The sequence below is a fragment of the Terrabacter sp. LjRoot27 genome (genome assembly GCF_964254175.1).
In the GTDB taxonomy this organism is placed as follows: Bacteria; Actinomycetota; Actinomycetes; order Actinomycetales; family Dermatophilaceae; genus Terrabacter.
Genome location: NZ_CAXUSS020000001.1, coordinates 2,812,317 through 2,825,188, shown reverse-complemented (window position 1 = coordinate 2,825,188; position 12,872 = coordinate 2,812,317). Strand labels below are relative to the sequence as shown.

13 protein-coding genes are annotated in these 12,872 nt (G+C 72.3%); 11 read left to right on the top strand and 2 right to left on the bottom strand.

What is annotated here, in order from left to right; translation table 11 throughout:
- Window positions 1-4: 4 nt before the first annotated feature.
- Window positions 5-784: a FadR/GntR family transcriptional regulator gene (locus ACSQ2D_RS13145; RefSeq protein WP_435986387.1), complete on the bottom strand. Its 780-nt coding sequence runs from the start codon at window positions 782-784 to the stop codon at window positions 5-7.
- Window positions 777-2,207, bottom strand: coding sequence for an amidase (locus ACSQ2D_RS13140; protein WP_435986386.1), 1,431 nt, complete (start codon window positions 2,205-2,207; stop codon window positions 777-779). The genes ACSQ2D_RS13145 and ACSQ2D_RS13140 overlap by 8 nt, the downstream gene beginning before the upstream one ends.
- A 192-nt stretch (window positions 2,208-2,399) precedes the next feature.
- On the opposite strand from ACSQ2D_RS13140, the gene ACSQ2D_RS13135 reads away from it, so the two are divergent.
- From ACSQ2D_RS13135 to arfC, 11 genes are all read left to right on the top strand, one after another.
- A complete protein-coding gene (locus ACSQ2D_RS13135) occupies window positions 2,400-3,455 on the top strand; it encodes an isocitrate/isopropylmalate dehydrogenase family protein (protein ID WP_435986385.1) in 1,056 nt (351 codons plus the stop codon).
- Window positions 3,452-4,981, top strand: coding sequence for an ABC transporter substrate-binding protein (locus tag ACSQ2D_RS13130; protein ID WP_435986384.1), 1,530 nt, complete (start codon window positions 3,452-3,454; stop codon window positions 4,979-4,981). Before ACSQ2D_RS13135 ends, ACSQ2D_RS13130 begins: the two co-directional genes overlap by 4 nt.
- A 99-nt stretch (window positions 4,982-5,080) precedes the next feature.
- Window positions 5,081-6,028: an ABC transporter permease gene (locus ACSQ2D_RS13125; RefSeq protein WP_435986383.1), complete on the top strand. Its 948-nt coding sequence runs from the start codon at window positions 5,081-5,083 to the stop codon at window positions 6,026-6,028.
- The gene (locus ACSQ2D_RS13120) at window positions 6,028-6,936 is read left to right on the top strand and encodes an ABC transporter permease (protein WP_435986382.1); all 909 of its coding nucleotides are present in this window, start codon (window positions 6,028-6,030) and stop codon (window positions 6,934-6,936) included. Before ACSQ2D_RS13125 ends, ACSQ2D_RS13120 begins: the two co-directional genes overlap by 1 nt.
- Window positions 6,933-7,955 carry an ABC transporter ATP-binding protein gene (locus tag ACSQ2D_RS13115; RefSeq protein WP_435986381.1) on the top strand — a complete coding sequence of 341 codons (1,023 nt, stop codon included), beginning with the start codon at window positions 6,933-6,935 and terminating at the stop codon, window positions 7,953-7,955. Before ACSQ2D_RS13120 ends, ACSQ2D_RS13115 begins: the two co-directional genes overlap by 4 nt.
- Window positions 7,952-8,782, top strand: a complete 831-nt coding sequence (locus tag ACSQ2D_RS13110; RefSeq protein WP_435986380.1) for an ATP-binding cassette domain-containing protein — start codon at window positions 7,952-7,954, stop codon at window positions 8,780-8,782. Before ACSQ2D_RS13115 ends, ACSQ2D_RS13110 begins: the two co-directional genes overlap by 4 nt.
- Complete coding sequence (locus ACSQ2D_RS13105) at window positions 8,779-10,245, top strand: aldehyde dehydrogenase family protein (RefSeq protein ID WP_435986379.1); 1,467 nt, start codon at window positions 8,779-8,781, stop codon at window positions 10,243-10,245. Before ACSQ2D_RS13110 ends, ACSQ2D_RS13105 begins: the two co-directional genes overlap by 4 nt.
- 4 nt (window positions 10,246-10,249) lie before the next feature.
- Window positions 10,250-11,071 carry an SDR family NAD(P)-dependent oxidoreductase gene (locus ACSQ2D_RS13100; protein WP_435986378.1) on the top strand — a complete coding sequence of 274 codons (822 nt, stop codon included), beginning with the start codon at window positions 10,250-10,252 and terminating at the stop codon, window positions 11,069-11,071.
- Window positions 11,072-11,151: 80 nt separating this feature from the next.
- Window positions 11,152-11,586 carry a hypothetical protein gene (locus tag ACSQ2D_RS13095; RefSeq protein ID WP_435986377.1) on the top strand — a complete coding sequence of 145 codons (435 nt, stop codon included), beginning with the start codon at window positions 11,152-11,154 and terminating at the stop codon, window positions 11,584-11,586.
- A 124-nt stretch (window positions 11,587-11,710) separates the two neighbouring features.
- A complete protein-coding gene (locus ACSQ2D_RS13090; RefSeq protein ID WP_435986376.1) occupies window positions 11,711-11,992 on the top strand; it encodes a hypothetical protein in 282 nt (93 codons plus the stop codon).
- Window positions 11,989-12,864 carry a channel accessory protein ArfC gene (arfC, locus tag ACSQ2D_RS13085; protein WP_435986375.1) on the top strand — a complete coding sequence of 292 codons (876 nt, stop codon included), beginning with the start codon at window positions 11,989-11,991 and terminating at the stop codon, window positions 12,862-12,864. Before ACSQ2D_RS13090 ends, arfC begins: the two co-directional genes overlap by 4 nt.
- Window positions 12,865-12,872: the final 8 nt, after the last annotated feature.

Below are 12,872 nucleotides of genomic sequence, written 5' to 3'. Positions count from 1 at the left end.
CCCGTCAGTCGTCGAGCAGGGCCTCGAGGGCGACGCGCTCGGCCTTGGGGACGTAGCTCGCGTAGTAGTCGTAGAGGCTGTGGAGCGAGGCCCGACCCGCCTCGGGACCGTCGCCGGCGCGGATCGCGGCGAGCACCTGCTCGTGGTGGCCGAGCGAGCGCTTCATGAGCGCCTGAGCGTTGCGGGCGTGGGCGATCTTGTCGGAGATGAGGGAGAGCACCGTGTCGCGGACGACGGAGTTGCACACCTGGATGAGGGTGTTGCCGCTCGCGCGGGCGATCGCCTCGTGGAAGGCGAAGTCGGCCTCGCTGAACGAGCCGTAGCCGCCCTCGACGGCCGCGCGCATCTGCTCGATGGCGGCGTCCATCTCGGCGAGCTGGGCCTCGGTGCGCAGCACGGCGGCGAGCCGGTTGGCGGTCGAGTCGAGCATCATCCTCGACACGAGCAGCTGCGAGAGCGACAGCCCGTCGGCGCGAGCCAGGCGGCGCATCTGCTTGGTCAGGCCGCCGGTCGTGAAGGGCATGATCTCGGGGCCGTTGGGGTCGCCGGCCCGTGAGCGCACGACGCCGTTGCTCTCGAGCACCCGGAGGGCCTCGCGGACGGTGGCGCGGCTCGTGCCGAACTGCACGACGAGCTCGCGCTCGCTCGGCAGCCGCTGGCCGGGGCGCAGCTCGCCTCGCGCGATGGCCTCCTCGACCTGCTCGACGATGCGCTCGTAGAGCCGGACCGAGCGCACCGGCTCGAAGCCGGTCGTGGCCGCTGGGGTCACCGGGGCGTCAGGCACGTGCTGCTCCTGTCTGGGGGATGGGCCACCGGGGTGTCGCCGCCTCGCTGCGGTGTCGCTCGTACCAGTCGACGGCGCGGAGCACACCGACGTCGTCGAAGCGACGTCCGGACACCTGCAGGCCGATGGTCCGCCCGTCGGCGGTGAAGCCGCAGTTGACGGACGCGGCCGGCTGGCCGGACATGTTGTAGGGCGCCGTGAAGCCGATGTGCGCCATGCCCTTGTCGTCCTCGCCCCACGGCATCGGCCACTCGGCGGAGAAGGCCGTGACCGGGGCGACGGGAGACAGGACGAGGTCGAAGGCCTCGGTGGCCGCGACCGTCGCCTGCTGGAGCTGCATGATGCTCGCGTAGTCGCGCAGGACGGAGCGCCCGTCGACGTCGCGTACCGCGAGCACCCAGCGCTGGATGAACGGGAGGACGCGATCGCGGGCCTCCGGCGACAGGGCGTCGAAGTCGGTCAGCGACCGCACCCGCCAGAACTCGTCGAGGTCGCGCAGCATCTGGGGCGTCATGAAGGGCCCGAGGGGCGCCACGTCGGCACCGGCTGCGGCGAAGACCTCGGCGGCCGCCTCGACGGCGGCGTGCACCTCGCGGTCGAGCGGCAGCCCGCACCCGGCGTCGAGCTGGAGACCGACCCTCAGCCCGCTGACGTCGAGCGGCTCGGCCGGCAGCACGGTGCCGAGGTCGACAGGGGGGAGGCTCGTCCAGTCACGCGCGTCAGGTCGGCTGATGACCGAGAGCAGGAGCGCCGCGTCTCCGGCCGAGCGGGTGAGGGGTCCCGCTACGCGTCCGAGGTAGGGGGTGTCGAGGGGCACGCGACCCGCGCTGGGCTTCAGCGTCGTCAGGCCGAGCCACGTGCCGGGCAGGCGGATCGAGCCGCCGATGTCGGTGCCGACGTGGAGCGGCCCATAGCCACCCGCGGCCGCGGCACCGGCGCCCGAGCTCGAGCCGCCCGTCGTCAGGGTGGGGTCCCACGGGGAGCGTGTGATGCCGTGCAGGCTCGACACGCCGGAGCTGAGCATGCCCCAGTCCGGCATGACGGTGGAGCCGAGGATGACGCCGCCGGACTCCTCGACACGCTCGACGACGGGGCTGCTGCGGGTCGGCACGACCGGCTCGACACCGGCGTTGCCCGCAGGCATCGGCACGCCGGCGCGCCCGAGGTTCTCCTTGACCGTCACCGGGACGCCGTCGATGGGACCAGCGGGTTCCGCTCTGCGCCAACGTTCCTCACTCGCACGTGCCGCAGTCGCGGCGGCCTCCAGGTCGAGGTGCCAGAAGGCGTTGAGCTCGGGCTCACGGGCCTCGATGACGTCGGCGACGTCGTGCAGCACTTCGACGGGGGAGAGGTCCCGCGATGCGTACGCGGCGACGAGCTCGGTGGCGGTGAGACCGGCCGGTCGGCCAGACGGGTGCGGCATGGACGTCCTTCCGCGTCGGACGGCCCTCGGGCCGCCTGGTCCGCCGGACGAGGTCTTGACATCCGGCCTGATGAGGGCAACGGTACCTCTCACGGCGAGAAAGTCCACTGGTCAGACCAGTGAACATCGCGGACCGGCGACGATGACGACGTCGGACCCTCCACGAACGACCTGCCCCGGACAAGGAGAGCCATGACGGTGCGACTCGCAGCGATCCCGGGCGACGGTGTCGGTCCCGAGGTCGTCGCCGCCACCCTCCCGGTGCTGAACGCAGCACTCGAGAGCCACGGCGAGCGTCTCGAGGTCACCGAGCTCGACTGGGGCGCAGACCGGTTCCTCCGTGAGGGAGCCGCGATGCCGGCCGACGGCGCGGACATCGTGCGCCGCCACGACGCCGTCCTCTTCGGCGCGGTGGGACGTCCCGACGTGCCCGACCACGAGCTCGTCTGGGGCCTCATCATCGGCCTGCGCCAGCAGCTCGACCTCGCCGTCAACGTGCGACCCGTGCGCGCCTTCGAGGGCGTGCCGAGCCGCGTCCGCGACGTCGAGGGCGTCGACCTCGTCATCGTCCGCGAGAACACCGAGGGCGAGTACGTCGGCGCCGGTGGCCTCGCCCATGCCGGCACCGGTCACGACCTCGGCATCGAGGTGGCCGTCCACTCGAGGCGCGTCATCGAGCGGGCCGCCGAGCACGCGTACGGACTCGCGGAGCAGCGGCGCGGTCGCCTCTCCCTCGTGACGAAGTCCAACGCCATGCGCCACGGCTACCCGCTCTGGGACGCCGTCGTGCGCGAGGTGGGGGAGCGGCACCCCGACGTCGAGCTCGAGATCGTGCTCGTCGACGCCATGGCAGCCCGGCTCGTGCAGCACCCCCACTCGCTCGACGTGCTCCTCGCCGGCAACCTCTTCGGCGACATCCTCAGCGACCTCGCGGCCGTGCTCGCCGGTGGCATGGGGATGGCGCCCAGCGCCAACGTGTTGCCCGGCGGCACGGTGCCGGGTATCTACGAGCCGGTGCACGGCTCCGCGCCGGACATCGCCGGACGCGGCATCGCCAACCCCACGGCCTGCCTGCTCTCCGGGGCCATGCTCCTCGACGACCTCGGCCACACCGGACCCGCGAAAGCGGTCCGCGCGGCCCTGGCCGCGACCCTCCGCTCAGCACACCACCACACCCCCGACCTCGGCGGCACCGCGAGCACCTCGCAGCTGGCCGCAGCGGTCCTGCACGAGATGGAGTCACGATGAAGCCCTCCCGCATCGGCACGGCGGCGTCCGCGGCGCTGCTCCTCGTCCTCACGGCGGCCTGTTCCGCGGGCTCCGGCGCCTCGGGCTCCGGCGGCACCGCGGGAGGAGGTGGCGGCGGTGCTGACACCTCGCTCACCGTCGGGCTCGTCGCCGAGCCCGTCAGCCTCGACTTCACGACGAAGGACGGCGCGGCCATCCCGCAGGCCCTCCTCGACAACGTCTACGAGACCCTCGTGACCGTCGACCAGCAGGGTGAGCTCAAGCCCTCGCTCGCGAAGTCGTGGAAGGTCTCCGACGACGGCAAGACGTACACGTTCGACCTCGTGGACAACGCGAAGTTCACCGACGGCCAGCCCTTCACCGCCAAGGACGCCGTCTACTCGATCAACCGCGTCAAGACGGACTGGACCGTCTCGCTCAAGGCGGCCATGGACGTCGTCCAGGACGCCAAGGCGCTGAGCGACACCCAGCTCCAGGTGACCCTGAGCAAGCCGAGCAACAACTGGCTCTACCGGATGTCGACGCGCGTCGGCGCCATGATGACCGAGACGGCCGTGGCAGACCTCGCCACCAAGCCCGTCGGCACCGGCCCGTTCGTCTTCGAGCAGTGGCGCCGGGGCGACTCGATCAGCCTCAAGGCCAACCCCGCCTACTGGGGCACGAAGCCCTACTTCCAGCAGGTCACCCTCAAGTACTTCAAGGACCCGACGGCCCTCAACAACGCGCTGCTGACGAAGACGATCGACGTCATCGGGACGGTGCAGGCACCCGAGTCGCTGGCGCAGTTCCAGGGCAATGACGCGTACCAGATCATCGAGGGGACGACCAACGGCGAGGTGCTTCTGTCGTTCAACAACGGCAAGGCTCCCTTCAACGACCTCAAGGTCCGCCAGGCGGCGCGCTACGCCATCGACCACAAGGCGCTGATGGACACCTGCTGGGCCGGCCGCGGCACGCTCGTCGGCAGCATGGTCCCGCCGACGGACCCGTGGTACGAGGACCTCACCGGCCTCTACCCCCACGACGTCGCCAAGGCGAAGTCCCTTCTGTCGCAGACGAACGCCGCCGCGACGCCCGTGCGCCTGCGCATCCCGTCCCTGCCGTATGCCGTGTCGTGCGGTCAGGTGGTCAAGAGCCAGCTCGAGCAGGCAGGCTTCAAGGTCACTCTCGACCAGCTCGAGTTCCCGGCCGTGTGGCTCTCGACCGTCTTCACCGACGCCGACTACGAGATGTCGATCGTCGCGCATGTCGAGCCCCGGGACCTGCCGGCCGTCTTCGGCGACCCGAAGTACTACACGCGCTACGACAACAAGCAGCTGCAGTCCGACCTGGCCGCCGCCGACTCCGGCACGCCGGAGGAGCAGGTGACGCTCATGAAGAAGGCGGCCAAGGAGCTGTCCGAGGACGCAGCCGGGGACGTGCTCTTCGTCCTGCCGAACCTGATCGTCGCCGAGAAGGGCATCACCGGGCTGCCGAAGAACGCGATCACGGAGTCGTTCGAGCTCGCCCCGCTGGCCCGGTCGTGACCGTCGGGGACCGGCCGGTCGCTGCTCGACCGGGCCGGCCGGTCCCGCACGACCCGGTGGCCGTCCGCGGCCGACCCGCCTGACCCAGGACAGGACATCATGCTGCTCCAGATCCTCAGACGCACGGCGACCCTCGTCGCGAGCCTCGTCGTCAGCTCCATGCTCGTCTTCGTCTTCATGGCGCTGCTGCCCGGCGACCCGGCCCGGGTCGCCCTGGGCGTCAACGCCTCCGAGGCGTCGGTCGCGCAGCTGCGTCAGGAGTTCGGTCTCGACAGGCCGCTCGTGAGCCAGTACCTCTCGTGGATGGGCGGGTTCGTCAGGTTCGACCTCGGGACGAGCTACGTCTCCCAGGCCGAGATCGCCCCGCAGATCCTGGACCGGCTCCAGGTGACGTTGTGGCTCGTCGTGTGCGCCATGGTGCTCGCCCTCGTCATCGCCGTGCCCTTCGGCACGGTCATGGCGCTGCGGCACCGCAGGCCGAGCGGCCTCGTGCTCTCGGCGCTCTCGCAGGTGGGTGTGGCCGTGCCCGCGTTCCTCGCCGGCATCCTGCTCATCACGGTCTTCGCCGTGAAGCTCCAGTGGCTGCCCGCCAACGGCTGGACCCCACCCAGCGAGGACCCCGTGCAGTTCGTGCGCCAGCTCATCCTGCCGGTGCTCGCCCTCGGGCTCGTCCAGGGTGCGGTCCTCACCCGCTACGTGCGCAGCGCGGTCCTCGACGTCCAGCGCGAGGACTACATCCGCACGGCACGTGCCAAGGGGCTCGGGCCCTCCAGGGCGCTGCGACGGCACGGTTTCCGCAACGCGGCCATCCCCGTCGTCACGGTCCTGGCGCTCCAGCTCGCGACCCTGCTCATCGGGGCCGTCGTCGTCGAGCGCGTCTTCGTCATCCCCGGTCTCGGCAGCCTGCTGCTCGACCAGGTCGCCAACCGGGACCTCATCTTCGTGCAGGACATCGTCATGCTCCTCGTCCTCGCCGTCCTCCTCGTCAACTTCGTCGTCGACCTGCTCTACCTCGTCATCGACCCGAGACTGAAGGTGGCCACCTGATGAGCGCAGACCTGACGCCCCGTCCCGCCGACGCGGCCGTCGCCCCACTCGGGGCGCCGCCCGGGCCGCCCGGGGCGCCGCCGACGCGGCGTCGGCCCGGTGCCAGCTTCTTCGTCGGGGCAGCGATCGTCGGCGTCGTCGCGCTCATGGCGCTCGTGTCGTTCGTGTGGACGCCGCACGACCCGACCTTCGTCGACGCGTCCGCTCGGCTGCGCCCCATCGGCGACCCCGACTACCTTCTCGGCACGGACAAGCTCGGCCGCGACGTGCTGAGCCAGATCCTCGTCGGCGCCCGGACGACGCTCTTCGTGGGGCTCGTCGCCGTCGGGGTCGCCGGGCTCGTCGGGGTGCCGCTCGGCATCGTCGCCGCGATGGCCCCGGCCAGGATCGGTGAGCCGCTCATGCGCGGCATCGACCTCCTCCTCGCCTTCCCGGCACTGCTGCTCGCCATCATGTTCAGCGCGGTCTACGGCGGCAGCACCCTCGTGGCCATGGTCGCGATCGGTATCGCGTCGGTGCCGAGCTTCGTGCGAGTGGTCCGCAGCGGCTCGCTGCAGGTCATGAGCACCGAGTACGTCCTGGCGGCACGGGCAGCCGGGCGCGGCCCCTGGGCGATCGGCGTGCACCACGTGCTGCCGAACGTCAACGGCCTCGTCATCGTGCAGGCGTCGGTGTCCTTCGCCATCGCGGTCCTCGCGGAGGCCGCGCTGTCGTTCCTCGGCTTCGGCACCCCGCCGCCGACGCCGAGCTGGGGCCGGATGCTCCAGGAGAGCCAAGAGCTGCTCTTCGCGGCTCCGCGCCTGGCCATCGTGCCCGGTGTCGCGATCGCGCTGGCCGTGCTCGGCTTCAACCTGCTCGGCGACGGTCTCCGCGACCACTACGACCCCCGGATGGAGGACCGTCGATGAGCGCCCCTGCAGCACAGACCCGCTCGGTCGAGGTCCCGACGTCGCGCGTGCTCGACGTGCAGGGGCTCGACGTGCGGCTCGGACGCTTCCACCTGCTCCACGACGTGACCTTCAGCATCGACCGTGGGGAGCGGGTCGGCCTCATCGGCGAGTCGGGCTCCGGGAAGTCGCTGACGAGCCTCGCACTGCTCGGCCTGCTCCCGGACGACGCGCGCGTGGGCGGCTCGATCCGCCTGGCCGGGGTCGGATACGACCTCGTCGGGGCGCGCGAGCGCGACCTGGCCGCAGTGCGCGGCCGCGACGTCGCCATGGTCTTCCAGGAGCCGATGACGGCCCTCAACCCGACGATGCGCGTGGGTGACCAGGTGGCCGAGGTGATCACGGTCCACGCGGGCCGGACCGGGCCGGACCGGCGCGCCGCCCGCGCACGTGCCGTGGAGCTCCTCGACCAGGTGGGCCTGCCCGACCCCGGGGAGGCGGCGAAGGCATACCCCCACCAGCTGTCGGGTGGGCAGCGCCAGCGCGTCGTCCTCGCGATCGCCCTGGCCAACGACCCGGCGCTGCTCGTCTGCGACGAGCCGACCACGGCTCTCGACGTCACCGTCCAGGCGAGGGTCCTCGACCTCATCGTGAAGGGCGTGGCCGCGCGCGACGCCGCGATGCTCTTCATCACCCACGACCTCTCCGTCGTCGCGACCGTGTGCGAGCGCGTCCTCGTCATGTACGGCGGTCGCGTCGTCGAGGCCGGGCCCGTGACGGACGTCTTCCGACGGCCGCGCCACCGTTACACGCAGGGGCTGCTCGCCGCGTCCGACCTCGACTCCGCCGCCCCGGGCGGTCGCCTGCCGACGATCCGGGGCACGGTCCCCTCGGCGGGGTCCTTCCCCGACGGCTGCGTCTTCCGCAGCCGGTGCGACCACGCGACCGACGAGTGCGCGACCGAGCCCCCGTGGACCGGCCCCGACCCGGGTGACGGGTTCGCCTGCCACCACCCCGCCGACGAGGAGCGTGCGTCATGACGACCCCCGCGATCAGCGTGCGCGACCTGCGCCGTGACTACCGGCGGCCACGATCCTCGCTGCGCAGCCCCGGGCCGGTCGTCGAGGCCCTCAAGGGCGTGTCGTTCGAGGTGGCGCCCGGGGAGCGCTTCGGCATCGTCGGCGAGTCCGGCTGCGGCAAGTCGACGCTCATGCGCCTGCTCGCCGGACTCGACCAGCCGACGAGCGGGGAGGTGCAGGTCGAGGGGCGCACCGTCTCCGGGCTACCCGAGAAGCAGCTCGGCTTCCTGCGCTCGAGCCTCCAGCTCGTCTTCCAGGACCCCATGGGCTCGCTCGACCCGAGGATGCGGGTCCGCAACATCATCGCGGAACCCCTGGTGGCCCAAGGTCTCCCGAATCGGAAGGCCCGCGTCGCCGAGCTGCTCGACGCCGTCGGTCTCGGCCCCGAGGCGGGCGACCGCTTCCCCCACCAGTTCTCGGGCGGTCAGCGCCAGCGCATCTCGATCGCGCGGGCCCTCGCACCGAAGCCGTCCATCCTGCTCGCCGACGAGCCGGTCAGCGCCCTCGACGTGTCGGTGCGCGCGCAGGTGCTCAACCTCATCACCGACCTCGTCGGCGACCTCGGGCTCACCCTCGTCTTCGTCTCGCACGACCTGTCCGTCGTGCGTCACGTGTGCGAGCGGGTGGTGGTCATGTGCGACGGCGAGATCGTCGAGACCGGGCCGACGCAGCAGATCTTCGACGACCCCCAGCATCCCTACACCCAGCGCCTCCTGCGGGCGGCGCCCAGCATGCGCCGCGCCCTCGCCGGGGCCGGCGCGGCCGACCTCCTCGGAGACGCATCGTGACGACGTACACCCCTGAGCACCCTGCAGGCCTGCCCGTCGGCGACGGCTGGGTCGCCGTCGACGAGACGGCGACGGTGACCTTCCCCTTCACCGGTGAGGCAGTCGCGGAAGCGCCCGTCGGCACGAGCGACGTTGCTGCACAAGCGATTGCGTATGCCGCTGACGTCCGTGAGCAGATGGGCTCGCTCCCGTCGCACGTCCGCCGCGCCGCCCTCGCCGAGACGCACCGCATCCTGTCGGAGCGGCGCGACGACGTGGAGCGGCTCCTCGTGCTCGAGACCGGCAAGCCGCTCGTCGACTGCCGGGTCGAGGTCGACCGCACCCTGCTGACGCTGGTGACCGCAGCCGAGGAGGTCGCCCGTCTGCACGGCGAGACGGTGCCCCTCGACCTGCTGCCGAGCGGCGAGGGACTCATGGGCTTCTGGGTGCGCAAGCCCGTCGGGGTCGTCGTCGGGATCGCCGGCTTCAACTACCCCCTGCTCCTCGCGGTCCACAAGCTCGCTCCTGCCCTCGCGGCGGGCTGCCCGGTCGTCGTCAAACCGGCCCCGCAGACGCCGCTCGCGACGTTGTGGCTCGTGCACGTGCTGAGGGAGTCCCTGGCCGCGGCCGGCGGACCCCGGGCCGGCATCCAGCTCGTCACCGGCGGGGTGGAGGTCGGTGTCGCCCTGACGACCGACACGCGCGTCGCTGCGGTCTCGTTCACCGGCTCGGCCTCGGTCGGGCACCGGATCGCCCGAGATGCCGCGCCGACGAAGGTGCTCCTCGAGCTCGGCTCCAACGCGGCGCTCGTCGTGGCCGCCGACGCGGACCTCGACGCGGCCGCCGACGCCGTCGTGCGAGGTGGCTACTACGCGTCCGGCCAGGCCTGCATCAGCGTGCAGCGCGTCGTCGTCGTCGAGTCCGCGCGGGAGGGCTTCCTCGCCGCCCTGTCGGCACGGATCGGCCAGGTCGTCGTCGGCGACCCGCGCGACGAGGCCACCCGCGTCTCGGCCCTCATCGACCCCAGGTCCACCGAGCGCGTCGTCGAGTGGGTGCGCGCGGCCCGCGACGCCGGGGGCACTCTCGTGCACGGAGGCGGCATACGGGACGGGGTCATCGAGCCCACGGTGCTGCTCGACGTCCCCGACGGGCAGCTCGCCTGGGACGAGGAGGTCTTCGGGCCGGTCGTCGTCGTGCGCTCGGTGCCCGACCTCGACGCCGCCATCGACGTCGTCAACCGCTCGCGCTACGGACTGCACGCCAGCGTCTTCACCGAGGGGCTCGGTTCGGCCTTCGCGGCGATCGACCGCATCGAGGCCGGCGGCGTCGTCGTCAACGAGGTGCCGGGCTTCCGGTCCGACGTCATGCCGTACGGCGGGGTCAAGGACAGCGGCGTGGGCCGCGAGGGGCCACGTTTCGCCATCGAGGAGCTGACCGTGACCCGGATGGCGATCATCCGCCCGTCAGCACGCACGAGGAAGTGACCAGATGACACAGACGACCGACACGACGACCGACACGACGACAGACACGACCGGGCGCCCGGACTACTCGAGGATGTTCCGGCTCGACGGACGGCGCGCGGTCGTCGTCGGCGCCGGCAGCGGCATCGGCAGGGAGAGCGCCCTGGCGCTCGCTGCCCACGGCGCGGACGTCGTCTGTGCCGACCGCGACCTCGCCGCCGCCGAGGAGACGGTGGCCCTGGGAGCCGGCACGGAGGCGTACGAGCTCGACGTGACCGACGGCGACGCCGTGAGCCGCGCTGCAGCGGACCTGGGCGACGTCGACGTGCTCGTCTTCACCGCTGCCACCAACGTGCGGAAGCGGCTGCTCGACTACACACCCGAGGAGTTCGACCGGGTCGTCGGCCTCAACCTGCGCGCCTCCTTCGACCTCGTGCGGGCCTTCGGTGCGGGCATGGCCGAGCGGGGACGCGGGAGCATCGTCGGGTTCAGCTCCATCCGTGCGGTGACGGTCGAGCCGGGGCAGGGCGTCTACGCGGCCACCAAGGCCGGGCTCGTGCAGCTGCTGCGGACGGCGGCCGTCGAGCTGGGTCAGCAGGGCGTGCGCGTCAACGCCATCGCCCCCGGCATCGTCGACACACCCCTCACGGCGCAGATCCGCTCGGTCCCGGAGTGGTCCGAGGCGTACGCGAGCAAGAGTGCGCTGGGACGCTGGTCACGGCCGGACGAGCTCGTCGGGGCCGTCGTCTACCTGGCCTCGGACGCGTCGTCGTTCGTCACCGGGAGCCAGCTCTTCGTCGACGGCGGCTGGACCGTCATCGACGGCCGGTACACGCCTCCGACCTGACGTGCGCTGAGGCTCCCGGCGGGCTCGGGGGCTGTGGACGACGCCGGTCGACTGTCACCGGTCGCGGCCATGCTCGTGGCATGCGCTTCGACGAGCTACCGCGAGACTGGGCCCAGCGACCCATCACCGACCCCGACGTCTTCGAGGGGGTCGTCGACCTCATCGTCACCGAGCAGACGAGGTCCGACGGAGCGACCTACCTGCTCCTGATGCACCCCAACGGGCGCCTGCTCCAGCCGATCTGCCTGCCCGACGAGCCGCGCCGCGTCGACGTCGGCCAGGTCCTCGAGGGAGTCGGCCTGCTGCTCGCCGAGGTGGCGCGCCATGACGTGCACGACGTCGTCATGGTGATCGCCCGCCCCGGCCGGGCCACGCCCACCCCGCGCGACCACGACCTGCGCGCAGCCTTCGAAGGCGCCTGCCGCACGGCTGGGTTCACCCTGCACGCCGTCGCGATCGCGGCTCCGGAAGCCGTTGCGGTGCTGCCGGCGCAGGGTGACTGCGCCGCGGCCTGAGACGGGCACGGAGGGCGCCACCTCGTGGGGAAGATGCCGTGGCGTTCCCTGCGTCGTCGGGGGTGGGCGAGGTAGCGTCCAAGCCGTGGTCGCGACCGCGCGACGCCCGACCCGTGGAGGACCGATGGCCCAGCAGGCCCACAGCAGTGGGAAGACCGTGACGCGCTCGTACCGCACCGGTGTCGGTGGCACCTGGTGGGCGGCTCTCGTCGTCGTGACCGTGCTGCTCGGCTTCCTCGGTCGTAGCGACAGCGGCTTCTGGAGCGGCTTCCTGTGGAGCATCGTCGGCTTCGTCGTGGGGTCGCTCGTCGCCATCGCGGTGGCCGGACGGCTCGTGCCGGCGCGCTCCGCGGACGAGGCGTTCGCCGATCTCGGCGCCGCGAGCGGTTCGGAGGTCACGCGATGAAGTGGCTGCTCCTCGTGCTGGCGTTCGTCCTCGGTGCTGCGATCACGTGGTTCCTCACCGTCAGGCGCGCGAGCCGGACGGTCCAGGCAGGCACGGGCGCGGGTGCATCGCCTGCCGCTGCAGCGAGCGAGCAGGCCGGCGCCGGCGTGCAGGCTGACGCCGACCCCACGGGGCCTGAGCTCACGCCGGTGGTCTCCCCGGGCGAGCCGGTGGCGGGTGCCGTGGGCATCGCCGGAGGCGCCGACCTCGCCGCCGCGGCCGGTGCAGGGGCCCTGGCCGCCGAGACGGCCGAAGCCGCTCCGGATGCTGGTTCGCGGGACGAGGCGGACGACGTCGGCGCGGCCGCGGGGGCGGACGTCGACGAGGCGGATGACGCGGACGGGACCGGATTCGGTGGGGCCCACACGCCGCTCTCCGAGGCTCGAGGTGCGGCGGAGTCGTGGGACCGTGACGCACAGGACGAGGATGCGCTGCTGACCGAGGATTCGACGGAGCGGGACGAGGCCGCGCCTGTCGTCGACGCGACCCCGAACGGTGATGGGGTCGCAGACGTCGCGCCCGTCGTCGACGCGACCCCGAACGGTGACGTGGCCGGCGTCGGTGAGCCGGTCGTGGTGGCAGCACTCGACGAGGCGGTCGAGGCCGACGACGCGGCGTCCAGGGCGCACGAGGTGCCGGTCGTGGGGCCGAGCCCGGAGGACGACCTCGACGCGGACGTGTCGGTGGAGCCGGCCGACGGCGTCGTGCCCGTCGCGGACGCGACCCCGAGTGGCGACGTGGCAGGCGTCGGCGGGTCGCGGGCACGGCCGACACAGGGCGAGCTCACCTTCGACGAGCCCGAGGAGTCCGTCCCCCCGGAGGACCAGCCCTGACCCGGCTC

What these genes read in the sequence shown, in the direction of transcription:
- ACSQ2D_RS13115 (WP_435986381.1), top strand. Translation starts at nt 6,933, where the DNA reads ATGAGCGCCCCTGCAGCACAGACCCGCTCGGTCGAGGTCCCGACGTCG.
- ACSQ2D_RS13135 (WP_435986385.1), top strand. Translation starts at nt 2,400, where the DNA reads ATGACGGTGCGACTCGCAGCGATCCCGGGCGACGGTGTCGGTCCCGAG.
- ACSQ2D_RS13125 (WP_435986383.1), top strand. Translation starts at nt 5,081, where the DNA reads ATGCTGCTCCAGATCCTCAGACGCACGGCGACCCTCGTCGCGAGCCTC.
- ACSQ2D_RS13130 (WP_435986384.1), top strand. Translation starts at nt 3,452, where the DNA reads ATGAAGCCCTCCCGCATCGGCACGGCGGCGTCCGCGGCGCTGCTCCTC.
- ACSQ2D_RS13140 (WP_435986386.1), bottom strand. Translation starts at nt 2,207, where the DNA reads ATGCCGCACCCGTCTGGCCGACCGGCCGGTCTCACCGCCACCGAGCTC.
- arfC (WP_435986375.1), top strand. Translation starts at nt 11,989, where the DNA reads ATGAAGTGGCTGCTCCTCGTGCTGGCGTTCGTCCTCGGTGCTGCGATC.
- ACSQ2D_RS13095 (WP_435986377.1), top strand. Translation starts at nt 11,152, where the DNA reads ATGCGCTTCGACGAGCTACCGCGAGACTGGGCCCAGCGACCCATCACC.
- ACSQ2D_RS13100 (WP_435986378.1), top strand. Translation starts at nt 10,250, where the DNA reads ATGACACAGACGACCGACACGACGACCGACACGACGACAGACACGACC.
- ACSQ2D_RS13120 (WP_435986382.1), top strand. Translation starts at nt 6,028, where the DNA reads ATGAGCGCAGACCTGACGCCCCGTCCCGCCGACGCGGCCGTCGCCCCA.
- ACSQ2D_RS13090 (WP_435986376.1), top strand. Translation starts at nt 11,711, where the DNA reads ATGGCCCAGCAGGCCCACAGCAGTGGGAAGACCGTGACGCGCTCGTAC.
- ACSQ2D_RS13110 (WP_435986380.1), top strand. Translation starts at nt 7,952, where the DNA reads ATGACGACCCCCGCGATCAGCGTGCGCGACCTGCGCCGTGACTACCGG.